25 protein-coding genes and 5 tRNA genes are annotated in these 23,232 nt (G+C 47.2%); 8 read left to right on the forward strand and 22 right to left on the reverse strand.

All coding sequences use genetic code 11. From position 1 onward, the window contains the following. Window positions 1-333: 333 nt before the first annotated feature. The 21 genes from A1830_RS20110 to A1830_RS20210 all read right to left on the reverse strand — a co-directional run bounded on the left by A1830_RS20110 (window position 334) and on the right by A1830_RS20210 (window position 18,021). The gene (locus A1830_RS20110) at window positions 334-843 is read right to left on the reverse strand and encodes a hypothetical protein (protein WP_067710256.1); all 510 of its coding nucleotides are present in this window, start codon (window positions 841-843) and stop codon (window positions 334-336) included. Window positions 844-856: 13 nt separating this feature from the next. Further along, window positions 857-1,747 carry a hypothetical protein gene (locus A1830_RS20115; protein ID WP_067710258.1) on the reverse strand — a complete coding sequence of 297 codons (891 nt, stop codon included), beginning with the start codon at window positions 1,745-1,747 and terminating at the stop codon, window positions 857-859. Between the two features lie 3 nt (window positions 1,748-1,750). Then, a complete protein-coding gene (locus tag A1830_RS20120; protein ID WP_067710260.1) occupies window positions 1,751-2,467 on the reverse strand; it encodes a hypothetical protein in 717 nt (238 codons plus the stop codon). Next, window positions 2,454-5,018: a TcfC E-set like domain-containing protein gene (locus A1830_RS20125; RefSeq protein WP_197473379.1), complete on the reverse strand. Its 2,565-nt coding sequence runs from the start codon at window positions 5,016-5,018 to the stop codon at window positions 2,454-2,456. Before A1830_RS20125 ends, A1830_RS20120 begins: the two co-directional genes overlap by 14 nt. A 16-nt stretch (window positions 5,019-5,034) precedes the next feature. Further along, window positions 5,035-5,547, reverse strand: coding sequence for a hypothetical protein (locus A1830_RS20130; protein ID WP_067710262.1), 513 nt, complete (start codon window positions 5,545-5,547; stop codon window positions 5,035-5,037). A 49-nt stretch (window positions 5,548-5,596) separates the two neighbouring features. After that, window positions 5,597-6,133 carry a hypothetical protein gene (locus A1830_RS20135; protein ID WP_067710264.1) on the reverse strand — a complete coding sequence of 179 codons (537 nt, stop codon included), beginning with the start codon at window positions 6,131-6,133 and terminating at the stop codon, window positions 5,597-5,599. Window positions 6,134-6,388: 255 nt separating this feature from the next. Continuing rightward, the gene (locus A1830_RS20140; RefSeq protein WP_067710267.1) at window positions 6,389-7,630 is read right to left on the reverse strand and encodes a TadE/TadG family type IV pilus assembly protein; all 1,242 of its coding nucleotides are present in this window, start codon (window positions 7,628-7,630) and stop codon (window positions 6,389-6,391) included. Then, complete coding sequence (locus tag A1830_RS20145; RefSeq protein WP_156485053.1) at window positions 7,606-7,968, reverse strand: hypothetical protein; 363 nt, start codon at window positions 7,966-7,968, stop codon at window positions 7,606-7,608. The genes A1830_RS20140 and A1830_RS20145 overlap by 25 nt, the downstream gene beginning before the upstream one ends. Beyond that, a complete protein-coding gene (gene tadF, locus A1830_RS20150; protein WP_082804225.1) occupies window positions 7,968-8,555 on the reverse strand; it encodes a tight adherence pilus pseudopilin TadF in 588 nt (195 codons plus the stop codon). Before tadF ends, A1830_RS20145 begins: the two co-directional genes overlap by 1 nt. Then, on the reverse strand, window positions 8,533-9,021 hold the full coding sequence (locus A1830_RS20155; RefSeq protein WP_067710272.1) for a TadE/TadG family type IV pilus assembly protein: 489 nt from the start codon (window positions 9,019-9,021) through the stop codon (window positions 8,533-8,535). The genes tadF and A1830_RS20155 overlap by 23 nt, the downstream gene beginning before the upstream one ends. Continuing rightward, entirely contained in the window at window positions 9,021-9,755 is a 735-nt protein-coding gene (locus tag A1830_RS20160) for a tetratricopeptide repeat protein (protein WP_067710274.1), read from the reverse strand. The genes A1830_RS20155 and A1830_RS20160 overlap by 1 nt, the downstream gene beginning before the upstream one ends. Continuing rightward, window positions 9,742-10,395, reverse strand: coding sequence for a type II secretion system F family protein (locus A1830_RS20165; protein WP_231877687.1), 654 nt, complete (start codon window positions 10,393-10,395; stop codon window positions 9,742-9,744). The genes A1830_RS20160 and A1830_RS20165 overlap by 14 nt, the downstream gene beginning before the upstream one ends. Window positions 10,396-10,580: 185 nt before the next feature. Then, window positions 10,581-11,453, reverse strand: coding sequence for a type II secretion system F family protein (locus tag A1830_RS20170; protein ID WP_067710278.1), 873 nt, complete (start codon window positions 11,451-11,453; stop codon window positions 10,581-10,583). 3 nt (window positions 11,454-11,456) lie between these two features. Continuing rightward, on the reverse strand, window positions 11,457-12,737 hold the full coding sequence (locus tag A1830_RS20175; RefSeq protein WP_067710280.1) for a CpaF family protein: 1,281 nt from the start codon (window positions 12,735-12,737) through the stop codon (window positions 11,457-11,459). Beyond that, window positions 12,734-13,834: an AAA family ATPase gene (locus A1830_RS20180; RefSeq protein ID WP_067710282.1), complete on the reverse strand. Its 1,101-nt coding sequence runs from the start codon at window positions 13,832-13,834 to the stop codon at window positions 12,734-12,736. The genes A1830_RS20175 and A1830_RS20180 overlap by 4 nt, the downstream gene beginning before the upstream one ends. Before the next feature lie 12 nt (window positions 13,835-13,846). Continuing rightward, the gene (locus A1830_RS20185; protein ID WP_067710284.1) at window positions 13,847-14,323 is read right to left on the reverse strand and encodes a hypothetical protein; all 477 of its coding nucleotides are present in this window, start codon (window positions 14,321-14,323) and stop codon (window positions 13,847-13,849) included. Then, window positions 14,320-15,690: a type II and III secretion system protein family protein gene (locus A1830_RS20190; RefSeq protein WP_067710286.1), complete on the reverse strand. Its 1,371-nt coding sequence runs from the start codon at window positions 15,688-15,690 to the stop codon at window positions 14,320-14,322. The genes A1830_RS20185 and A1830_RS20190 overlap by 4 nt, the downstream gene beginning before the upstream one ends. Further along, on the reverse strand, window positions 15,687-16,562 hold the full coding sequence (locus tag A1830_RS20195) for a hypothetical protein (RefSeq protein WP_067710288.1): 876 nt from the start codon (window positions 16,560-16,562) through the stop codon (window positions 15,687-15,689). The genes A1830_RS20190 and A1830_RS20195 overlap by 4 nt, the downstream gene beginning before the upstream one ends. 12 nt (window positions 16,563-16,574) lie before the next feature. Next, the gene (locus A1830_RS20200; RefSeq protein ID WP_067710290.1) at window positions 16,575-17,012 is read right to left on the reverse strand and encodes an A24 family peptidase; all 438 of its coding nucleotides are present in this window, start codon (window positions 17,010-17,012) and stop codon (window positions 16,575-16,577) included. Between the two features lie 84 nt (window positions 17,013-17,096). Beyond that, on the reverse strand, window positions 17,097-17,336 hold the full coding sequence (locus A1830_RS20205) for a Flp family type IVb pilin (RefSeq protein ID WP_067710292.1): 240 nt from the start codon (window positions 17,334-17,336) through the stop codon (window positions 17,097-17,099). Window positions 17,337-17,478: 142 nt separating this feature from the next. Continuing rightward, window positions 17,479-18,021 (reverse strand): winged helix-turn-helix domain-containing protein, encoded by a 543-nt coding sequence (locus A1830_RS20210; RefSeq protein WP_067710294.1) that lies wholly within the window; start codon window positions 18,019-18,021, stop codon window positions 17,479-17,481. Between the two features lie 695 nt (window positions 18,022-18,716). Between A1830_RS20210 and murB the strand changes: the two genes are divergently transcribed. Then, complete coding sequence (gene murB, locus A1830_RS20215; RefSeq protein ID WP_067710347.1) at window positions 18,717-19,745, forward strand: UDP-N-acetylmuramate dehydrogenase; 1,029 nt, start codon at window positions 18,717-18,719, stop codon at window positions 19,743-19,745. Then, window positions 19,742-20,704 carry a bifunctional biotin--[acetyl-CoA-carboxylase] ligase/biotin operon repressor BirA gene (gene birA / locus A1830_RS20220; RefSeq protein WP_067710296.1) on the forward strand — a complete coding sequence of 321 codons (963 nt, stop codon included), beginning with the start codon at window positions 19,742-19,744 and terminating at the stop codon, window positions 20,702-20,704. The genes murB and birA overlap by 4 nt, the downstream gene beginning before the upstream one ends. 26 nt (window positions 20,705-20,730) lie before the next feature. Here birA and coaA read toward each other — a convergent pair whose 3' ends face one another. Further along, complete coding sequence (gene coaA, locus A1830_RS20225; protein WP_067710298.1) at window positions 20,731-21,681, reverse strand: type I pantothenate kinase; 951 nt, start codon at window positions 21,679-21,681, stop codon at window positions 20,731-20,733. 708 nt (window positions 21,682-22,389) lie between these two features. On the opposite strand from coaA, the gene A1830_RS20230 reads away from it, so the two are divergent. From A1830_RS20230 to A1830_RS24125, 6 genes are all read left to right on the forward strand, one after another. Next, window positions 22,390-22,465: transfer RNA gene (locus A1830_RS20230), tRNA-Thr, on the forward strand. Window positions 22,466-22,477: 12 nt separating this feature from the next. Continuing rightward, a tRNA-Tyr gene (locus A1830_RS20235) sits at window positions 22,478-22,562 on the forward strand. A 120-nt stretch (window positions 22,563-22,682) separates the two neighbouring features. Then, window positions 22,683-22,757 (forward strand) — tRNA-Gly (locus A1830_RS20240). Between the two features lie 6 nt (window positions 22,758-22,763). Continuing rightward, window positions 22,764-22,839, forward strand: a tRNA-Thr gene (locus A1830_RS20245). Window positions 22,840-22,854: 15 nt separating this feature from the next. Beyond that, window positions 22,855-22,930 (forward strand) — tRNA-Thr (locus A1830_RS20250). A 113-nt stretch (window positions 22,931-23,043) separates the two neighbouring features. Next, the coding region (locus tag A1830_RS24125) for a GTP-binding protein (protein ID WP_237657456.1) at window positions 23,044-23,232 on the forward strand (189 nt) is incomplete at its 3' end.

The raw sequence follows: 23,232 nt of genomic DNA on the forward strand, positions 1-23,232 counted from the left end.
ATGCGAGAGTAGGGAACTGCCAGGCATCAAATAAAGCAATAGCCCTGACCTCACGGTCAGGGTTTTTTGCGTTATGGGGCAGGAGAAATCGGTTCTCGGGCATAATGAGATTTCCTTACTGCTCACTAAACCTGTAAAATTTAACCTACCCACGCTACCCACGCTACCCACGCTACCCACGCTACCCACGCTACTCAGCTTCTCCAGACTCCAATATATTCATACCGGCGTCCGGGAGCAGAGGATAGTAATGCCTGTAAAAATCTTTCAGTATGATTTATCCAGGCGACTAAAAAATATGAATATAAACCTTGTTGAGAGTAATACTATTTATTACACCGAAGGCGTTACAATTACATTGAAAGTGCCACTATAGGATCCTAATGGGTAAGTTTCGGTCCGCTGAGACGAGATGAAACGCACTTTAACGCCTTTCTGCAGGTCAGGAACATCAGAAAGTGAAGGGTAAACAGGCAGGTTATTATAACCAAAGGAAGTTGATGATTCGCCTCCATCAACTCGGACCCAGGTAGTATTAAGTCGCATACGATCGTTATTTTCTGAGGTCAGTTCGTTATTACCTGGGCCAGATAATGAGAGAGAAACACTACTGGCATTGCCAATAAATTGAAAGGCTGGCGTCGTAGCGGTCATATAGCCTGCCAGATCCTGTAACTTCAGGCTGAATGCCGAGTTGGTCACATCTTTGCTATCAACGTAGATCCTGACGCTGGTGCTAATTTCTGCAAGTAATTCAATTGATGTTTTAACGGATACGGCTGACTGCACCGGCACCACAGTGGCGAAAGCGAGCAGCACTCCTGTTATCATTCTGTATTTCATATCTCTGTTCCTGTTAGCTTTCGGGAGTAATGATCGCCGTTAGCGTGTCGTGTAGTCGTGTACCTGCAGGAATTCCACGGATCTCTTTACCCATTAAAATAAACTGAACTTCAAGCTGGGCGCTACTCACCTCTCCGGCGGGTAAGATGCCACGGTAAATACTGTCTGGTGCTATGGCTACATCTGCAATAACGATTTTATAGGGCACGAAATTCTCTCCGGGTGTCGATCGCAGACGCCACTCATTATGTTGTTGCTGTAACGATTCAAAACTGAGCTTGTATGAAAGTGGCTCGCTGTTTGCCATGTCCGTTTTTGTTAAACGCAGACGTACCGAACTTTTAGCATCCTGAAACGGGCCGACTTCGCCAAATATCAAAGCTGATTTATCAAAGCTGGCGGAGACAGTCGATGCTGTCTTTTGCAAAACATGGAGATCAAGATAAAGCGGAGTTAGTATGCTGTTTTTTCCTTCTACGCTAAAGCTGAAGCTGCCCAGCTGTACCCGTGGTGATATTGCCTGGCGCATTAAGGCGGAACGGCGGGCCCGGGAGGATGCGGTTGCCTGGAAGTGTATCCGTCGATCCTGAGGAGAGGCTGCAAGCTGCAATGGTTGGCCACAGCGAAGCTGCGTACCTGGTGAAGAGGAATGTATCGATAATGCCAGCGAGGCAGCGACCAACTCATTGTTTTCACAGCGCCCGTCACCGGCGGGTTGAAGCTGCAAAATTACCGTTTTGTTGGCGGGTTGCAATAATGAAAGCGACCCTGAACGCCCACCACTATGTTGACCCTCGCTAAAGAGACGCAGGGAGCCATTGGGCTGGGGCTGTACGACTATGGCTCCATTGGCAAGTGCAGCCAGGGGAGCCAGTAACAGGGTCGTGAAAAGAGACAAACGCATGATCTATTCCTTATGCTCGCACATATCATAAACCTGTAATTTGCCATCCATCTCAAAGGAAAGATGCCTGCTAACCGTTAGCGATCGTGCGTGATTGGGATAAACGTTAAATGACTTACGGTCCTTGCGCCCATCAATAATCAGGTTACGCAGTTCGCTACGTACATTGCCCGTTGCCCTGAGCGTCCATGCATTATCTTTGCAGCTCAGACTAATACCTGCGGTATGTTTGCCAGGTGGTAAATAACGTAGTAATACGTCATAGCCAACAGCGAAACGCACTTTACCTTTATCAGACTCCTGCTCCGGGTAACTCGGACGGATGCGTAGCCGATATACCGTCTCATATCCCACGGGCTTGAGTGGCAGGATACGAACCTTACGCTCCTCACCATAAGGAACAATGAGTTTGGTCGGTGAGAACAGCAGAGTCGGATCGGCAGTTCCCAACTCTTTAACTCTATTTTCATTGGTGTCTCCCGGATTAGTCACGCGGAAAAGTTCGAGCGTGACAAACTCATAGCGCTGGCTATTACTGTCTCCTCCCTGTGCCTCAGTATCAGACGATCTGAATGCCGACTTTACGGTAATAAAGTTATCTCTGGGTCTTTCCTGACGAATATCCTTAACGATTGGGAAAACTTCTATCGCCTGTACGGCAGCAGAAAAAAGCAGGATTACGTTACTAATAAAAAAAAGTGACCATTTATTCAATTTCACAATTAACCTCACGAATTTGCATTACGCCCTGCATCATTTTTATTTCCTCTTCCATAAGTGGACAGCTATACGTTTGATCCTCTTTTTTCAAGGTCAGAGAAATCAGTTTTTGTCGGCTTTCGAGCTGAAAATCTCCGATAAAAAACCCTTCCTCATCCGATAAAGCATTCGCCCCCACTATTCGGGCGTAGCTTAAAGGACGGCCTGCAAAATAGAGACGGCCCGTGACGGTAAGGTTTTGTATGGCCGCGAGTTTGACATGATAGACCTGGCCCGGCAGGGCCCAGGTTGATGTACTTTTAGTACTGATATCGTAAAAAGCATTATTTCCTGAGGTAAACAACTGCTCGGCTTTAGGTGCAATTTTCTTATATGGCATAATACTCAGCGTAGTTTTCTCGCCACCCTTAACGACGACAGGTTCGTTATTGTCGTTTCGGACTTCAAAATAGTGGTCTTCTGCCAGATCTGTTGCATCAATAATAAGTGCTGAGTTGCTCTCAACTTTCCCCCAGGCAATTTCACTGTTACCGATTGCGAAACCACTACGCTGAGAGAAATATTGCTGATGATAGGTCGACTCACTGATTGACTGTGAGGCGCCGAAAGAGGTAAACCCGAAGCGGTTATCAACCACTGTACCTACGCTGGCATTCGTACTACCCCGCTGCCCATGATCCAGGCTGGCATTCAGGGCATATTTGCTTCCACGATTAAATTCAGGATTATCAACATTTAATGCATAGCTGGCGCTGTAAGTGTTGTCATCATTCTCTTCTGTGAGTCTGGTTCGCAAATTGAGAGATTGATAATGATTATAGCTGCGTTCACGCATGCTCAGCGAAAATTGGGTATAGAACCGATCTTCAATGACGCTGTGGAAAGAATAGCGGCTGGTGAATTCATTAGCACCGCGGTGATAGCCGAGATCTACCCTTAGACTGAGCCTGTCTGCCAGAGGAAAATCACGATTCAGATTAATATCCCAGTTCTTAAAGTTCGTCTTGCTCAGTTGACCATATTCTTGACTCAGCGTGTTAACACCATAACTGACGCTCAGGCCCAGGCTCCAGGGAAGGACGGTAGTAGCGCCTAATTGCATAGAAGTGAAGTCGTAAGCGGGAACAATCGCGAAGCGGCGAAAATCTTCCTCATCGCCATTAAACATGAACTTTCGGTAGCTAAAATTCATGCCCATTAGATTAAGATTTTTCATCCATCCAAACTGATAGCCATGGCTGCCATCGTCGCCATAAAGACTATCGAAATAGAAGCGTTCCGCCAGCCAATTGTTCACCGGGACATCCAGGCTGACATTCCCGTATAAACGGCCATCGTCGACAAGGATCCCCACACCGGCTGATAATGCAGACAGGGTGGTATAAGCCAGTGAAAGATTGGCGAAGTAGTGGCTATTCAAGGGGAGAGGGGGGCCCTGAAGGCCACAGTTTGTGCACCGGCGAGAGAGGCTTGAAGAGATTTCGCTTTTATAGGGGTCATATCGACCAAACTCAACAATAAACTCTATTTCACCCGAGTGGAAAGGACCATTACGTTTATAAAAGGGCTGAATTTTTTCTTCATATACGCCATTCACCATCTTAGAGACCAACCGCACCTCGTAGCCTCCGCTTGGCCAGCTACGCGTGTCCAGATGATGCAGACCTTCGGGAAACTGTTGTAAATCAATGAGTCTTCCCTGACGATAAATTTCAACGGTTCCGGCCTGCTGTAGGTAGACCGTAACGGGTGAGGCGGCACCGTATCCAGGATTGATGTAATTATCACCTATGCGACCCAGAGAAATGCCGTCAAAGTTAACAGGGTTAAAGAAGCTGTAGGTCATTGAGGGAGTACTGCTGAGCAGGTTATCGCTAAGTCGCTGACGACCAGACTTAAAGCGTATATTTTCGTGCTCAAGATAGAGTGCAAGCTCTTCTACATTGAAATTGATTTGGCTGGCGTAGCTCCAGGCGCCCTTTATATAGCTATTTCCCGTCAGGTTCAGCACTTCGCTGCTGCTTAGACTGACATTGTCCCCATAAGAGTCAGTAAGATAATTCAGGTTATGGGCATGAACAAAACCGGCGTTATTTGTATGAGGGATATACCCCTGCTTTAAGGTTGGTGAGGCTGCGCTAAACAGATTGCCTGGAAAGATGAGTCGAAGTGAGGAATCTGATTCATTGAGAAGGACGGCAGGCTTATCATGAGCAACTTTACCGGGCCCTAATCTCTCCAGCGGCGCTGAGAGCAAAGTAAGCAGTGCATCATATGAAATTTTCATGGGCGCATTATCTGGTGCCATAATCTGATCAACCAGTACGCGAGGTGACATAAGCAGAGCCTGTTGAAGATCGTACTCAACGCTGATGGTACCGAGTGAGACATCGCCATAATAGATGTCAAAAATACCCGTCTGACTGGCATTGAAAATACTCTCAAATCCCTTCGGTACTGCGACCGTTGGCGAGGCATGGGTGGTAGTAAAAGGAGAGAAAAGCGTCATTGCGCACACTATAAGCAGGCAAATGTAATAGTTATTACTCATTATTCCCTGTCCCGAATTAACTTACTGGCGTTATCAGCAAAGTAAATGTGTTTGCGTAGTGTCCTTGGGAGTATTTTTCGGCCAGGAGTTGTGAAGAGAAATTAATCCTGAATCCATTTGCTGGTGTAGCCTGGCTGATTTTATCCAGGACAGGCATTCGAAGTTTCTGCGTCACGGTATAGGTTTTTTTATCGAGAATGAAATTCCCTGTAAGGTTTATTACACCGCCACTTTCATCTATTTTTTTAAGTATAAAATCGCTCTCAGCGAAAATGATCTCGGCTTGTTCGATATTACCGACAAGGTGAAAGAGTTCAGAGGTTTTTTCAAACTTCCCCGTTGAGGCGTTAACGGGCAGAGAGAAATCAAACTCATTATCCTTGAGGGGGGTGTTCTGATAATAAAGGGCAATTTTGGCCAGGGATTCAGCGGAGATATCCATCGAAACCTGCGAACCAGGCAGGCTCATGGTGGACTGGCTCCAAAACACTATGGCTATTGAGAACAGAGCAGCAGGCTTATTTTTCATGGTATTCAGGCAGAGTCAGCCTGAGCCGACTCTGTTCCTCTAAGGAAAATTAAGGTTTAGCGACGACGTTCGCGTAGACGGTGCCCTTATACATACCCTGACCAAGCTGATCATAGTCCTTATCCGAGACCAGACGGAAAATAATGGGCAGCTCGCCATGAGTTTTGTTAGCAACAAGACTATAATCTTTAGTGGTACCTGAGGTCGCAAAAACCTGGCTGCCAGTAGAAGTGAGGGTAACGATTTTATACGTCATGCTATTTAGCGCCTCGCCCTGGTTGCTGAAAAGAGTAAAAGCATCACCGTTGGCAGAATTGCTATCATCCAGGGTAAGTCCTACTTCCAGCTTTTGGACATCATTATTCCAGAGTTTTAAGGGGGGCGTCTCCACTTCCATTTTACCAGAAGCTGCTGGCTTCATGACGACATCCATATCGGTAATTGGACGTCCACTGGGATCGGTAATATTAGCGCTGTCAGGGACATTCGCGCTTATATTGAATTTCGTATCATAATTTTCCGGCGTTGCAGCAAATGCTGATGTGGAAAATACCATTGCGGCTAATACAGATACTGTTTTTTTCATTAAACTATTCCTTTTAGATAACGACTGTTCCATCATTAATACAGTGTAATAATGAACATTTAGAAAATCTTAATGCCGATTTAAAATAAAATCCTGTACGGAAGGAAGTGTAGGAACTTTCTCTTATAAGGATTTATCAAGTATGCATCACGTGTTCTTAATATTCTTTAATATTTTTCTCTATTTTTCTTAAATATCATCAGGCATTGGGTTATTTTCTTTCTTCAGCAGATTATTTCAGCCCTGTATTAAGTGCTAGTTTTTAATCGTGTTGTGACCCACCTCCTCGAATATCGCACGCCGCAGGCTATCCTCCAGTTGTTCTACGGAATAAGAGTGATAAAAATTCTTGTCTCCCACGCAGCTTTTCCAGTCCACGGTCGGATTATAGCCAATACCCACAAAGGCAATTTTCCCCACTGACTCTTCAGTCGTCAGCGCCTGACGAATACGTTCGCACATTCCGGCAGACATCAACTTTTGCGTTATCTTTATTTGGCCAGGATGGTCATTACCATCGGAGATGATGATGAGTAGTTTGCGCTTACCCGTCCCGGCAGCCAGGGCAGTGGTTCCCAGAAGTACCCCACTACTGATCAGGGTATTACCCGTTGCCGTCATTTCCCGGATCCTCCTGATTTCAGCTATATCAGACGTCAACGGCACTCTCCAGCTATGGCTTTTAAAAAGGCAAACGTCCGAAGCAACATGACTTAGCGGTATCCGGATATAATTAACGGGATGAGGAATTGCGGCAACGGTCGCAGAATAGTTAATAACATATTCAAGTTCTCGCGTGGCACCCCGCTGAAGTAACCATGGCGACACAGGATAGTGGGTTACGAAGGGCAGGTCGCATCGGTTACCTACTCGTGACCCCCAGTCAAAGGGCAGGAAGCCCGCTTTATTCCCCACGTCATAACTATAAAGTTCTGTCACAAGCTTTATTACAATACGCTTTAGTTCGGTTAATTTACTATTGCCATAGGTGAAGGGGGCATTCATTGAGTTAGAGAAATCCGTAACGAACATCACATCTACACTGGAGAAGAATTTCCTTGCTGCGCCGTTATCCCCAATGACCACTTCTTTATCAAAGCTGGGGAAAAGCGATGAGTGTAGCCACGAGTCTTGCAAGGTCTTAGCGCTGACGCGATACTCAACGTAGGAAAGGCCATTACTTTTTCCTGATGAAAACTGTATTTCAGGCCTAAATACTGCTTTATCATGGCGCATATAAGCCCGAAGATAATCGCTTGTAAGCGTATAATTTCGTTCAGCTCCCTTACCATTATTTTCAGCTGTCAGCGCGAGCGCGGCCTGCTCCATCGCGTCAGAAAGTCGGGCACGCTCTGTTATATAGCGTGAACCTTCAAGACCCAATGCTGCCAGGCTAAACAAGAAGCCGCCAATCAGGACAAAACTAACGGCAAAAGCCCCTTCGCGTTCCTGGCAAAGTCTTCTGACAGGTTTCAGCAGCTTTTCAGACACAGACATAGTTTTTCCTTGTTGATTAAAGGGAGGCGCAGGCTTTCTACTTCACCGTTAAGACAAATCAAATAGGGTAATTGTGTTGGCCTGAAACGAGAGAGCATCTGACCCTCAATATCGTGATGATAATGAACGCCACCGCGAAAGGCTGGCGCTCGCGGGTTGATATCGTAGATATCCACCTGCAGTTGACGCTGTAAGGTTGGGCTGTAAAACAGCATCTGATTGAGGTTTTCAATTAACAGGGAATGACCCTCCTTAGCCGTATCAACAAAAATAACCGCATGCGGTTGTGCGAACACGAATACCGGGAACATCAGCAACAGCCATATTCGTTTTTTCACTATCGCAGCATCACAATGGCAAAGGAGGATAACAAAGGCTTTTCTTCGCTGGATGTCAGACGCGTATACCAACTGGCGGCAGGCAGGCAAACGGTGACCTGATAGAGTGGCACCCAGCGACCATAACTCCCGCGCGGCGCCAGTTGTAACTGCTTATCAAGACTTTCCGCCGGGTGACACTGCCCACTGCCGGATCCTGCAGTCCAGCTGTTATAAAGTTTGACCTGCTTACGCGTATCATTAAGTCCGATGGGATCCACAAAATGGACTTCTTCTACCCTCAGCTGAAGCCCTCTTAAGTCAGCACCGCTATGCATATCACTTAACATACGGCCAGCCAGTTTCGCCGCCTCATTAACATCCTGTTGCTGAAGCTTTTCACGGCCATCGAATAATTGAATGCGTTCGCGCAGTACGCCTGCTACAGAGTAGGACGTGCGATCAAGCTTGCCGATGGTCGCCTGGCGGATCACCAGATCGGTCAGAAACATCAGAAAGATGAGGAGCACCATTGAGATCAGCACGAATTCGACAGCGACAGAGCCACGGTGGTCAGTACATAAATTACGTAAATTCAGAGCGTTCATATTCCTGAACAAAGATCACCTCCCGATTTAATACATGGCTTACCCAATAGCTGGGAAAAGGAAAAAACATAGGTTTATAGCGATATTTAAGCTGATAACGCGCAATGGGGCGTTTTCGATAACTGTCACCGCCGCCGGTATTGACCATATCGGTAATGCTGGCTGCATAACCTATGCTGATTTCAACGGCATTTTCACGCGTCAGAAATCCCCACAGCACGCCCCCCTGTGTCAGAAGGCGTTTTTCAAAGCGAGAGCGGTAGTTCCCCACCAGATTATTAACAGGGGCGTTTTTGGCGTCTTTAGCCGCTTCAGACACGGCCAAATCAAGTACTGATGAGATATAAGAAAGTCGTGCAGTTTCAGCAATAAAAAATACCAGGAAAAAAAAGGCGCACACGGTCAGCGCGAATTCGATGGTTGCAGCGCCTGACCGGTTGTTTAACAGGCTTAAAAATTTGCGCATTACCCCATACTCCGGCCGGTAGTGGTAATTTGCTTCAGAGCCGAAATCAGTTCATCGGGGTGTTGTGACAGATTCTCGTTGCGGATAACATCGCGTGCGTAGCGGAAGTCACCCACTTTCACCAGTGACAGCACCAGATTACGCAGGATTCGTTCGTCCTTACGACCCCGCAGATATTGCGGCAGGAGCAGACCGACAGCATCCTGATAGCGGCGGTCCAGAATTGCCACCATCGCCAGATTGTTTAACGCTACGTCATCGGCAATAAAGAGCGCACGTGCCTGCTCGACTGACTGTTTACCTTCGCTAAGTTTCCCGCTTAGCGCCTGCGCCACGCCACGCAAATTCCACGCTTCGGCGTTGTTCTTGTCACGCAGCATCATCTTGTCGGTAACGCGGATAGCCTGAGCGAAATCCCCCAAAGCAATCATGTTCTGAGCCTGCAACTGATACAGGGGCTGACTGGGCTTATTGATTAGCGGTTGTAGGGTATAGAGCGAGGTTTTATAGTCGCCGGCAAGATAATAGTAGCGAGCCAGTTTAATACGTGTTTCAGGATCGTCCTTTTTCTTCAGCCAGCTCCGGTAAAGGTTAATTAACCCACTATAATTTTTTACCCGCAACAAAATATCTTCCTGATAGTTCGCTTCGGTTGTACTGACAGGTTTAGGAGATACACAGCCAATCAGCAGGGTGACAGAGATGAATAATGTAATTTTCTTAAAAAACAGCATTTTTGAAAATCCTTAAAATACCCGGAGCAGCAATCAGAACAATGATTGGGAACATGATGAACAATATGAGGGGAACACTCATGCGTGCGGAGAGTTTGCCGATCTGCTCTTCAGATCTGAGGAGCTGCATCTCACGCATATCGCGAGAAAGCTCAATCAGATTGTCGTAAAGTGAAGTTCCGTAATGTACGCTCTGCTGTAAGGAGGAACAGAACATCCGCATTTCGGTGAGATCCACTGAACGGTAAAGATCCATCAGCGCTTCTTCCAGCCCACTGACCTCCGCGTGTTTGGTGAGCTGCTGCATCAGGCTGGTGAGATTGGGGTCAATATTGTCACTGTGACGGGCAATAAATTTAATGGCGTGCTCTACCGTCATTCCGGCCTGGACGCAAACTGCCAGCAGATCGATTAAATAGGGCAGGGCATCGGTCATTAATTTGCGGCGTGTTGAAAGAGCTGGCTTTTGTAGTAGTGCAGGCGTAACAATAATCACAACCAGTAAGAGCACCATCTGCATGGCGATATCTTTCATTGTAAAGCTGGTGATCCCCAGCATATTTATCAGCAAAACTACTGCGCCAATGCTCGCCAGAATCTTTAGCTTACTGGCTGGGCTTTGATCCAGCCTTTGCAGCATGCTGAGCCAGGGGCTGTTCGCGATAAGAATGCTTTGCAGGTCAAGGGACCCGCTATGAGACTTTTTTATAATAAGGGGTTTATTATCAATAGCCCTTGTGGTTTTGTTCAGCCGGGCTATTCGTCGGCTGGATATCACCAGGGTGGTAATACCCAGTATCAATATCAGCAGATAAACAGGGGTGTTCACAGCGCTTTCCTTAGCAATAGCCAGATAATCGTCATGCCGATGGCTTCGCTGGCAAGTACGTAATAGAGGATTATTCGGCCGGTCGGATCGTTGATAATAAAGTCGAAGTTTTCTGGGCTGAAATACTTCATACCACAGAAGAAAAGTATAGGTATGGCGGCAACAATTTTGGCGGAGGCGCGGGCTTCTGACGTCATTGCCATTTTACGCCGTGACATGGTTCTGCTGCTAGTGACGATTCGGTTCAGCCGGCCGATCAACATGCGTAATTGTGCGCCGTGCTGCATGCTGATAATGATGACGGCGGCAAAGAAGTAAAATTCGCGATAGTGGTACTCCCGGCAGGCATCGGCCAGCACTCTTTCGGGCTCTTCGCCCAGATTAAGGCGTCGATCAATGTGCTGAAAGGTTTTACCCAGTGGGCCTCCGATACTGCTTCCACAGCGATGCAGCGCCTGGTGAATACTGTTCCCGGCGGAGACAGAGGCATTAATCGCCGACAGGACTTCAGGGAAGTTAGTCTCAAAGTAGCGTCGCTGTAATGTCCTGCCAATGCTAATTTGTGCAATAACCATTACGGGCAGGCTCACTATCAGTAACCCGTGCAGGCTAAATCCAAACCAGTTACCATTAACGACAATTAACCCCGCAAGCAGACCGAGAGCAACCAGTAAACCCTTTGCCCCTTTCAGGGTGCGATCTCCCAGTGCAAAATGCTGCCACTCCCCCCAACACGCCAGCAGATAATGCAGCAGCGGCAAATGGATAGCGTCCTGGCGTTTTTTTAACGCGGTATTACGCAACCTGTTCCAGTTGAGGTGGTTTATAAACAGAATTGCGATACCGATGATGATAATCAGATAAGCCATCACTTATTCCAGCCCGAAAATCTGTTTAAGCTCGGCACTGAGATCAAACATCGTCGCATTGCGCATCACTGCCGATCGCATCAGCAGGCCATGATTGACAAAATCGCCGCTGATTTTGCCGTCTGCTCGCCGCTCGTGATGGGGCGTATAGCTGAAGATGTCCTGTAAAATCACGCGGTCGCCTTCAATACCCATCACTTCACTGATGTTCATGATTTTTCGTGAGCCGTCGTTAAGGCGCGAAACCTGTATCACCAGGTTAATGGCTGAAACAATATTGCGTCGGATCGACTCCATAGGAATGTTCATGCCTGCCATCATTACCATGTTTTCAAGACGTGAAATTGCGTCTCGTGGGGTGTTGGCGTGCAGCGTAGACATCGAACCATCGTGACCTGTGTTCATCGCCTGCAGCATTTCAAACGTTTCCTCACCGCGACACTCACCTACGATGATGCGATCGGGACGCATCCTTAATGAGTTCACCAGTAAGGCTCGCATATTGACCTGCCCGGTATTTTCCAGACCCGCAAGACGCGTTTCCATACGCAGGACGTGTGGCTGCATTAACCTCAATTCAGCGGCATCTTCCATAGTAATAATGCGTTCGCTGGGATCGATATACTTTGATAATGCATTCAGTAGCGTGGTCTTTCCTGAACCTGTTCCCCCGGAGATAATGATATTTGCCCGACAGCGGGTGGCAATAATCATAAAATTAGCCATCTGGCTGCTCATCGCGTCAAAGCGAATCAAATCCGCCAGTTCGATGTTGCCCTTGCTAAATTTACGAATTGAAATGGAAGTCCCGTTCAGGGCAATAGGTTGAATGGCGACATTGAGACGGCTTCCATCCATCAGTCTTGCATCCACTAAAGGGCGCCCCTCATCAAGCCGTCTTCCCACTTTCTGTACCAGGCGTTTGGCGATATCAGTTAACTGCTGATTATTGATAAAGCGAGTCGGAGCCAGCTCAAGTTTGCCTTTACGTTCGATGTAGATCTGATTCGGGCCGTTGACTAAAATATCGCTGATATCGTCATCTTCTAAAAGCGCCCGCAGAGGACCCAAACCCACGATCTCATCTGCCATTAGTTCTGCCATATACAGCTGAGCCTGGTGGTCGAGATAGATATTTTTACTGCTAATGACCCGTTCCAGGATGCGGTTCATTTCACCGAGTAGCAACGTGCGGTCCTGCACCAGACTCTCAACCTTATTAACATCAATATTTTCCAGAACCCCTTCCCGGAGGGTTTCCTGTAGTTCCTGGCTGATATTCATTTATCGTATTGTCCTTTCTGATGTAGACGACTGAAAAATGAACGCCCCTTTTGCGGTTCTTCTCCCAGAATCTGTAGTGCGAGGCGGTCGACCGGCTGAGAATGACGCCCGGTGAATAGGGAAAAAAGCTGTTTTTTGTAGGGGATAACGATGTCGATACTTCTGCCCAGCAGTGACGCAATGTCTTCCTTATTGAGCATGTCTTCCGTCACGGGGCGGCTGTCGTTAAGGCACAGAATAAGTCGGCGTGAAAGCTTCCTTGCACGGTTCATCGCCTCAATAATTTCAGTTAGCTGATTAACAACGCGAATTGAGATCATAGAGCGATCGAGAATCAACACTATGCAGGCGGACTGTTCAATAATCTGGCGCAGCGTCTCTTTACTCGCCGTGTTGATAGCCTGCTCAAAGAGTACGAAGTTATATTTGCGGAAGATTTCCTGAGTCAGATCGGGCATGGCCGATTCTGCGGCGGCCATGATGTCGAGATTCCTGCTGTGCGTGACCACGTCCTTTAACAGCTTTTTATCCGCGATTAAATCCAGATCCTGAGATGCAGCAATACCCTGAATCAGCAGTGTGGACATCTGGCGAAATTGGACCACGCGGTTGGCCAGCTGCCATGCCAGGGTCGTATTACCTACCCCCCCTTTGCAGCCCAGGATACTTATAGTGCTGGCGTTGCGAACAATATGGGGTGTTGACTTACTTATGATTGCCTGAGTCAGCGCTTCACGTTGTAAAGTGAAGTGAAAATAGTGAATGCCCTGGTCAGCAAAGGACTGCGCCAGCGAAATCGAGTCACTATCGCCCACGACACAGCACCATACGCTACGAGGGATAATGGCCAGAAGTAAGCGGATCAGCCTCTCATAATCGCTTTCAGCAGCAATATCAACGATTACGCCACAGGCATTTTCTGGTATCGAGACATGGCGAATATCACCGAGCATCTTGTCCACACTTTCTACCTGCTGAAAGCCCGTCAGGCGTAGCAGCTGGGCCAGTTGAGTACTCCTTTCAGACTGAGGGGACAGGACATAAAACGGTTTTTCCTCGCCCGCGGACTTACCTTCCTTTTGCGGAAATAACAGCATATGTCGTGCTCCTCAGAAGAAGTACTTTTCAGGATTAATCAGCGATGAGCTGAGGGTATTATTCAGGGCGCATCCGGCGTCTATAGCTGAGGAGAAATGCCAGTCCTGGCTGGCATAATTGCATTCAGGCAAACGCAGACGAATGCTCTCTATCTGAATTTCAATACCATTAGCGGTTCGTGGGCGAAAACCGCCACGGTCCATCTTCAGCACGACCCTTTCCAGAGGAATCCCCTTTGACATGAGCTGGTTACGTAATATTTGTGCCGTTGGCGTAAAGGCGGCATCTGACCAGGTCAATCTAATAAGGCCATTAAAGTCAGTGCCGACGAATTCCATCACCTGACCGACAGCTATTTCACTGGCTATCTGGCTGTGACTGCTCAGGCTGAGATAGTGTTCAGTTATTTGCGGCAAGTTATTGCCCGCAGCCATGGACGAAGCCGTTAATCCGAATTGCAGCAATAGCATCAGGTAAACGCGTTTCATTTAATAAACCCTCCCTTTTCTAAAAATTCCTCAGCCATTTTTCGATTGCGGTGATCCTGGATGCCATCAAAATTAAGAAAGCGAGACAGTGTTGAAGTGCGCTGGAAGTCGGGTAAGGTGACCTCACGGGTGGTGACGGGTTTCACCAGATTTACCGTAGCAACCACCACCAATTCGCCCTGTGTGCGCTCTGTTTTGGCATTGCGAAAAAGTGCGCCCAAAAGTGGGACATCACCGATAAACGGCAGGCGGGCAAGTTCTTCTCGTTCGTTACTGCTGATTAGCCCGCCCAGAAGGAAGCTTTCACCATCGGCAAGTTCAACGGTGGTTCTGGCCCGACGGGTCTGGAAAGTAGGAAAAGACATACCCGCACTGGAGGTGTAGGTGGAATCCACGCTGCTCACTTCCTCACCCAGGGTAATGCGTATGCGTTTGCTACTGCTAACCCTGGCACCCACGTTCAGTTTTATACCGAACTCTTTATAGCTTACAGAGGTACCGTTGCTGGAACTGGTCACAATGGGGACTTCGCCGCCGACCAGGAAATCCGCCGTTTCGCCGGACATGACAGAAAGGTTGGGCTCTGCCAGAATGCGGGCAACGGAGTCATTACGGATAGCATGGACCAGGCTGCTGAGCGTATCGGCACTAAACTTTATAAATCGAAAGGTGCCTGGCGTGATATCAGGGTTGCTCACGCTGATGCTGCCCCAATCTATACCTACGTTATCAGTAAAGGTCTTGGTGACCTCCACAACCGACAATTTAACGTTGACCTGATTTGTCACAGGTAAACGCAGATTATTGATAATAGTTGGGTAGACCACTTCTTTGAGCCAGTCAGGAGGCTGTTTACCCCCGTCAGACTGCTTTTTATTCACTTCACGCTCAGCACTTAAGCCTTCACCAACAATTTGGTAAACCCGGTCTTTATCTTCTTCTGTGGTTACCGTGCCGCTAAGCACATAAATTTGCCCTAACTTTTGCAGAGTGACCCTGCTGTCCGGGAAGACGTCGAGAATACGTTTTTGTACCGCCCCCAGCATGGGATCGACGATAAGCGTGATCTTAAGTAAGGGATCACCTGACTTACCCAGCACATTCAGATCGGACCGCCCATTTTCCTTTGCATAGACGATCAGGCTGGTGTCGCTAACGATTTCATAATCAGCGACTTTCGGGGAAGACAAAAAAAGGGTGCCTATGCTTTCACCGACACTGACTAGTTGAGAATCACCCGGCTCCATGTAGATTTCACCCGCATTAACGCTATGTGAGATAATGACGACGGTTGCGAACGTGAGTATCTTAAAAAGAGCACGCGAGAAAAATTGGGCTACCGGAAAGAGAATATGATGAAATCTCAATTTTTCCCCCTCAGTTCCCGCACGGTTCTAAAACTTGGCAGTATGTCGGATAATTGTGTCCTTTTATCGGACAGGTGTGCTGAACCTTTGGTTAGAGAAATTAAGATCTCCCCAGATTTCTCTACGGTTCTGAGCGTTGCTATTTGTTCAGCATCGACGCGAACGATGACTTCGCCAGCGATATTATTATCGCGAAAGGTTGTATTAGAAGGATTCTCATATTTTTTTATATCAATGACGTCGATAGAGGACATTAATGGCTGGGTGAAAAATTGAGTTACGGCAGAACTTATTGCTGTGCTTACCCCATCATTACCCAGGGCTGTGCTCATCCCATCATCAGCAGCAGCAGTCTGGTTTGCTACTGCTCTGCTATTATTACTCTCTTCAGCACGGAGAATAAGGGTGATTTTTTGCCCCACTTTTAATGTTGTCAGTATAAACTCATCATTAACATTGACCTTGATCGCATACGGCGTTTCGTCATCCCTCAGACTTCGTTGAATGAACTCAGGGCTGCGGGGAGATATTGCCATTTCAGGTGAGATAATGCCTCCTTCGGCAATGTTTTCCAGGATGAGATACCCCCTAAGATCGGCTATAACTTCTGAAGAAAATCCGCGATTATTTTCCGCATCTTCATGAACCTCAATTTCTTTTATTTTATAATCTGAAAGTGACAATAAGTCATAAGGTTTAAGTTCTCGTGATGCCTGAGCGAGAAACGTTATCTTTTTTTCAGGTACGGACACTGGTAAGGATACAGAATCTTCCGTGGCTGGCTCTGCAGGGGGTTTATATTGAAGAAGTATACCTGCCACCCCAACGATGATAACAATTAAGGAAATAAAAAAAAGCATTCTATGGTTCATTGATAAGCTCTTTTAATAAATGGCGTGCGTAGTCGGGTAAATGAGGACAAATGCCAGTGAAATGGCGACTGCATAAGGAACACCATTGCTGATAACATTTTTACGGAACCCTATCAGGCCAGTTATTGCTACCAGCCCCCCCAAAAAGAGGGTGGTGAGTATAAATGTTACTACGGTAGCATTGGAAAAGGATAAAGAAAGCACGGTTAACAGCTTCACATCTCCTCCACCTATAACGTTAGAAATAAAGAGGATAAACAAAATGATGAAGACGCTAAATGCAGCGACAATATTGGGTATTTTCCCCTGCATCAGAGTCATAGAAGCAATCAAAAAAACCAAAAAAATAAGACTGGTATGGCTGATGATACGTGTTGTGATATCCTTCACGGAGATATAAAGCAAAAGCAATGCGACCAAAATGTAAATTACTTTAATCAAATATTCCACAAAGGTGCTCTTATTGATGTTGTTGTTAATACTGCTGCAGAATAGCGTTCTGCAGCAGTTGAATACGATCCGTTCTTGCGTAGATTAACCGCCGGATGATTTGGTGACAGTAACGCTATTGATAGCATCAGCGATCTTAGCGAAGGTATTTTTCAGGGCGCCCAGGAACCCTGAGTCTTGATTACCGAGAACGAGGGCCAGAAGTGTCGCCATGGCCACCCCAATAAGTGCGTATTCAATTGCAGTAACGCCACGTTTATCTTTTGCCAGCTGCTCTAAGCGCAGTGAAGAAAAAACGTAGGCTTGGATAAAAATATTTTTCATGAAATTTTCCTTAATTAAATGCCTAACCATGGCAACAGGGTGTAATGTGTATTATCCGAAACTCACTCGTTGAGAGCCGATGCATTACACAAGAGTTAGTTAATCATGTCCTTATCAAAATCATAATTAAATTCATTTTTGTTCAATCCCCCTTAGCAATAAGATAACGAAAGACAACTACGGTTAACGTTGCCAGCCAGCACACTGCGATTACCGCTAAGGCAGTGAAAACTCTATCAAGATTCCTACGGGACTGAATGACTTTCTTATCTTTATCTATAAAAGATAAAGCTTGAGATGATGGAGTTAAGGACTTCGTAGCGTGAACTTCAGTATCATTGATATTTATTACGTTATCTTCTGAATTGCAATTTGAAGTACTTACTTTACCAATGTATTTCACGCCTCTGCGTGGGATGGTTTTAATCAGAGAGCCAGGCAGTCCAACGAGCTCAAAAGATTTTCTAAGTGAGTGGATTTGTCCGTAATAACTGCTGTCGCTAACCACGCCTCGCTGTTCATGCCATATTTGGTTAATGATTGTCTGCTTGTTACTCTCACCCTCAAGCAAAAGTTTTAAGAAACGATAGCTATTTTCAGACAGATTGACAGTTTTACCACTATCGCTGACCAAAAGCCCCTTCTCTGGGATAAACTGAATATTTTCATCCAACAGATAAATCATATCCTTTCCCTGGTTAAGATTTTTATTTCTCTTACACACTCACTGTGTGGAGATGTAATGCTGATGAAAGCATGACACGATAAAGATGATTATTATATAGTGCGCGGTAAATAGACGCATCTTATTAATGCTTGAAAAGCATTAATGGGCTTAATGCTTTGAGTGGCAAGCATTTTCGACCTGTTATGGAAGGGTTACTAAGAAACTGCAAGGGTCTTGCCGGTACTTAAATTTCTATAATAAATGCTAAATCTCATAGTGCATTTAAAATTTCATTTAGCCAGGTCTATATCGGAAGTGTCACAGACTTAAAAGATTACCCCCATATTTACAATGTGAGGGTTAGTTGAAAGATAAAAATTTATCTAAATGCTGGTGGTGATTGACTGAAGGTAAAGCTTATCCTTACGGTGACCCTGGTTTTTTGTAGTTCTGGGTTAAAGTATTCGTATTACTGGCTTATCAGGATGATTTACGTGAAGTAAATTTTATCAATTTAATGTCATATACAATTAATATTGGCATTTGTTAGCAAACTTTCACAGAGATCGAATATGAGTATTGTCAGAGAGTATCCCGAGGTTTGTGTTGCACTCTCTTCTGTATTAACCTGGTCAACGGAAATTCCTGCCAGACTTGACAGGAATCGGTTACACTCCTGGCAGATAAATACCTGGAAACGCAGAATGTCAACGCTGGATAGCACCTTAAAACCCTGGAACACATTTCAACTTGAAGCGCGGGCCGCTGAGGTTAATGTGATAAGCAGTCCGCAAGAGTTGCTGCATTACTGGCAAGAAAGCAGGCGTCTGAGTCAACCTCTGCTCCTGCTTGGAGAAGGCAGCAATGTACTTTTCCTTGAAGATTTTGCTGGTAGGGTGCTCGTTAATCGTATCAAAGGGATCGACATTGCTGATGATGCGCTGGCCTGGCATCTGCATATTGGTGCAGGCGAAAACTGGCATCAGCTCGTCGTACACCTGCTGAGTTCAGGCATTCCTGGCCTTGAAAATTTGGCAATGATCCCTGGGTGTGTCGGCTCAGCCCCGATTCAAAACATCGGCGCTTACGGCGTCGAGCTGAGCCAGGTTTGTGAATACGTGGATGTACTGAGTTTTTCATCCGGTAAGACTGAGCGTATTTCCGCCGCAGACTGTCTGTTTGGCTATCGGGACAGCATCTTCAAGCATCAATACCAGACGGGTTACGCGATAGTTGCCGTTGGTCTGCTGTTACCTAAAAACTGGGTTCCCGTGCTGACATATGGCGATCTTGTTTACCTGGAGAGTACAACGGTCCAGCCCCAGCAGATTTTTGACGAGGTTTGCAGAATGCGCAGCAGTAAACTGCCAGACCCAAAAAAAACCGGGAATGCTGGAAGCTTCTTTAAGAATCCAGTCGTCACGGCTGAAATTGCCCAGGCGATTAAAAGCCACTATCCCCAGGCCCCGGCTTATTCCCTGGAAGACGGTAAATTTAAACTGGCTGCAGGCTGGCTGATTGATCGTTGTGATCTTAAAGGATATCGGGTCGGTGGCGCTGCTGTGCACAGTCAGCAGGCTTTGGTATTAATTAATGAGAATAATGCCTCAGCGAATGACGTCGTCGCGTTAGCGCGCGAGGTTCGTCAGCGCGTGGGTCAGAAATTTAATGTATGGCTTGAGCCAGAGGTACGCTTTATCGCTGCTGACGGTGAAAAAGATGCTGTCGGAGTGATTTCATGAAGGATAATACCGTACCCCTTACGCTGGTAAGCATCCTGGCCGACGGAGAATTCCACTCAGGCGAGCAACTTGGTGAGCGCCTCGGGATGAGCCGTGCAGCTATCAATAAGCATATACAGACGCTGAGAGACTGGGGGATAGACGTTTTTACCGTCACCGGTAAAGGCTATAGCCTGGCGGCTCCCGTCCAGCTTCTGGATGAAAAGATCATCATGTCTCAGCTCGATCAGGGCAGGCTGGCCGTTATCCCCGTTATTGATTCCACCAACCAGTATCTACTGGACAGGATGCCCACTCTGCAACCGGGAGATGCCTGCGTTGCCGAATATCAGCAGGCCGGAAGAGGGCGCCGTGGAAGGCAGTGGTTTTCTCCCTTCGGGTCAAACCTCTATCTCTCTATGTACTGGTGTCTGGAGCAGGGGCCCGTAGCGGCAATGGGCCTGAGCCTGGTCATCGGTATTGTCACCGCCGAAGTCTTACGCGCGCTGGGTGCAAATGACGTAAGGGTGAAGTGGCCGAATGACCTCTACCTTAACGATCGTAAACTTGCGGGCATTCTGGTCGAGCTGACAGGTAAAACCGGAGATTCCGCCCATATCGTGATAGGTACTGGCATCAATCTTGCCATGCGAATGCCTGATACTGACGTTGTTAATCAGGGATGGATTAACCTGGAAGAAGCTGGCGTAGCCATCGATCGTAATAAACTGGCAGCCACCCTGGTAAATAAAACCAGAGAGTCACTTCAGCTCTTTGAACGAGAGGGACTGGCATCTTTTATCGATCGCTGGAGTGCGCTGGATAACTTTATCGATCGGCCGGTTAAATTATTGATTGGCGATCGGGAAATTCTGGGTATCGCCCGTGGCATTGATCAGCAGGGCGGACTGATTCTCGAGCAGGATGGCGTCAGAAAATCCTGGGTAGGCGGGGAGATCTCCTTACGGCCACAGAATTAGTAAGGTGTGGGGCGTCGCCCCACTCTTCATTTCCTTAAACTGACCAGATCGACCGCATGATTCATGCTTTTGGTCATAATCAGGCTGGCCCGCTCACGGGTAGGCAGGATATTTTCCTTGAGATTCATCAGGTTGATCTCCTCCCACAGCTGAGTGGCGATGCCCACGGCTTCTTCTTCTGAAAGTTTGGCATAGTTATGGAAATAGGAGTCGGGATCGGTAAAAGCGCCCTGACGAAACTTAAGGAAACGGTTGATATACCAGTTTCGCAGCAGATCTTCCGGTGCATCGACATAAATGGAAAAATCCACAAAGTCCGAAACAAAGACGTGATGGGGATCGTGCGGATAATCCATCCCGCTTTGTAATACATTCAGACCTTCGAGAATAAGAATATCCGGCTGCTGTACAACTTTATCCCCTTCCGGGATCACGTCATAAATCAAATGGGAATAAACAGGTGCGGTCACCTGAAAGGCGCCTGACTTCAAATCAGAAACAAAATTAACCAGGCGATGCATATCGTAAGACTGCGGAAACCCCTTTTTCTTCATCAGTCCCCGTTCTTTCAACACCTCATTAGGATGTAAAAAGCCATCGGTGGTGATCAGCTCAACGCGTCGGTGTTCAGGCCAGCGGCTCAGCAGGGCCTGTAGCACGCGAGCGGTGGTGCTTTTACCCACGGCAACGCTGCCGGCAATACTGATTATGTAAGGGATCTTCTGTCCGTTTGTCCCTAAAAACTGCTCAAGAACGGCCTGGCGACGCAGGTTAGAGCTGATATAGAAATTCAGAAGGCGGGAAAGGGGAAGATAGATTTCCGCTACTTCCTCAAGAGACAGGTGTTCGTTTATCCCTTTTAGCCGGGCAATCTCCGCTTCGCTCAGGGTCATCGGCACTGAATCACGCAGTGCCGCCCACTGGGCGCGGTTAAATTGCAGGTAAGGTGTGGTTAGCAACGATTCTTTTTTACTCATATGCATGCTTCTGCCAGCAAGAATTTACCTGTCGTGAAGATAAAATATCCGATGAATTACGCTTGCCGCGTCTTCATTCTCACAAACCAGGGAAAATTTCAGAAAACAATGGGCAGGAGGTTAACACCCCAGGGGCACTAATCAGAAGGTAAAAATATGCCCACCCGCCGCAAACGTAACGGCACCCGCAATTTTCAAAGAAACCGCTGGCGTTTGGTGAGCGAACCTGACTTACCGCAGAGCACACATAGAGAGAGACGGTAAGCGATAGCCTGTTGACTACCTATGCTCATCCACGCGCTGACAGGCCGCACACTTCGTTTTCCTGCTACCTATGCTCTTCTCCGCTGACAGGCGTCTCCTTTATCTGTTCACTACATCTGTTCACTACCATGTTCATTCACTACTGCCGTATGACGATAAACCGCATCATGAGCCTCGCCTGAGACGTGACCAGTCCCATTCATGTCTTCTCAACCGAAAAGAACGAAAGTTTTCTGTCCGCAACGGAAGAACTCACCCTGCGACAGGATAAGGCGTGTAATCCCGGCGCCTAAAAAAACAGCTCGGCGGTGATTCTTTACGCGAAAAACGCCGTGACAGCACCTGATTTGCGAAGAATTGCACAAATAACAGGCATTAGAACAAATATCGCAATTTTTTTGTTGCATAGATCGGCCGGTCTTCCTAGAATGCGCGTCACTTGATGCCGGCTTAGCTCAGTTGGTAGAGCAACTGACTTGTAATCAGTAGGTCACCAGTTCGATTCCGGTAGCCGGCACCATCAAGTACCCCAGGTGGGATTCCCGAGCGGCCAAAGGGAGCAGACTGTAAATCTGCCGTCATCGACTTCGAAGGTTCGAATCCTTCTCCCACCACCATTTCAGACTGAGCACAAGCACAGTCGGAGTCATCAAGCGTAAGCGGGTTGACTAGGGTAATAAGAAGCTTTTCTTATTATTCACAAGCTACAGACAGAACAGGTAGCCGAGTTCCAGGATGCGGGCATCGTATAATGGCTATTACCTCAGCCTTCCAAGCTGATGATGCGGGTTCGATTCCCGCTGCCCGCTCCAAGCCGTGCTGATATGGCTCAGTTGGTAGAGCGCACCCTTGGTAAGGGTGAGGTCCCCAGTTCGACTCTGGGTATCAGCACCACTTCTACATCTNCGTGCTGATATGGCTCAGTTGGTAGAGCGCACCCTTGGTAAGGGTGAGGTCCCCAGTTCGACTCTGGGTATCAGCACCACTTCTACATCTCCCTCCCTGATTCTTCTCTGTGCGTTAAAATTCAACAGTTCAGGCAATGCCTGGTTGATGTGGTGATATCACCGATTTATCCGTGTCTTAGAGGGACAAGCGATGTCTAAAGAAAAATTTGAACGTTCCAAACCGCACGTCAACGTTGGTACTATCGGCCACGTTGACCACGGTAAAACTACCCTGACTGCAGCTATCACTACCGTTCTGGCTAAAACCTACGGCGGTTCTGCACGCGCATTCGATCAGATCGATAACGCGCCAGAAGAAAAAGCACGTGGTATCACCATC

This window comes from Erwinia sp. ErVv1, assembly GCF_900068895.1.
In the GTDB taxonomy this organism is placed as follows: domain Bacteria; phylum Pseudomonadota; class Gammaproteobacteria; order Enterobacterales; family Enterobacteriaceae; genus Erwinia.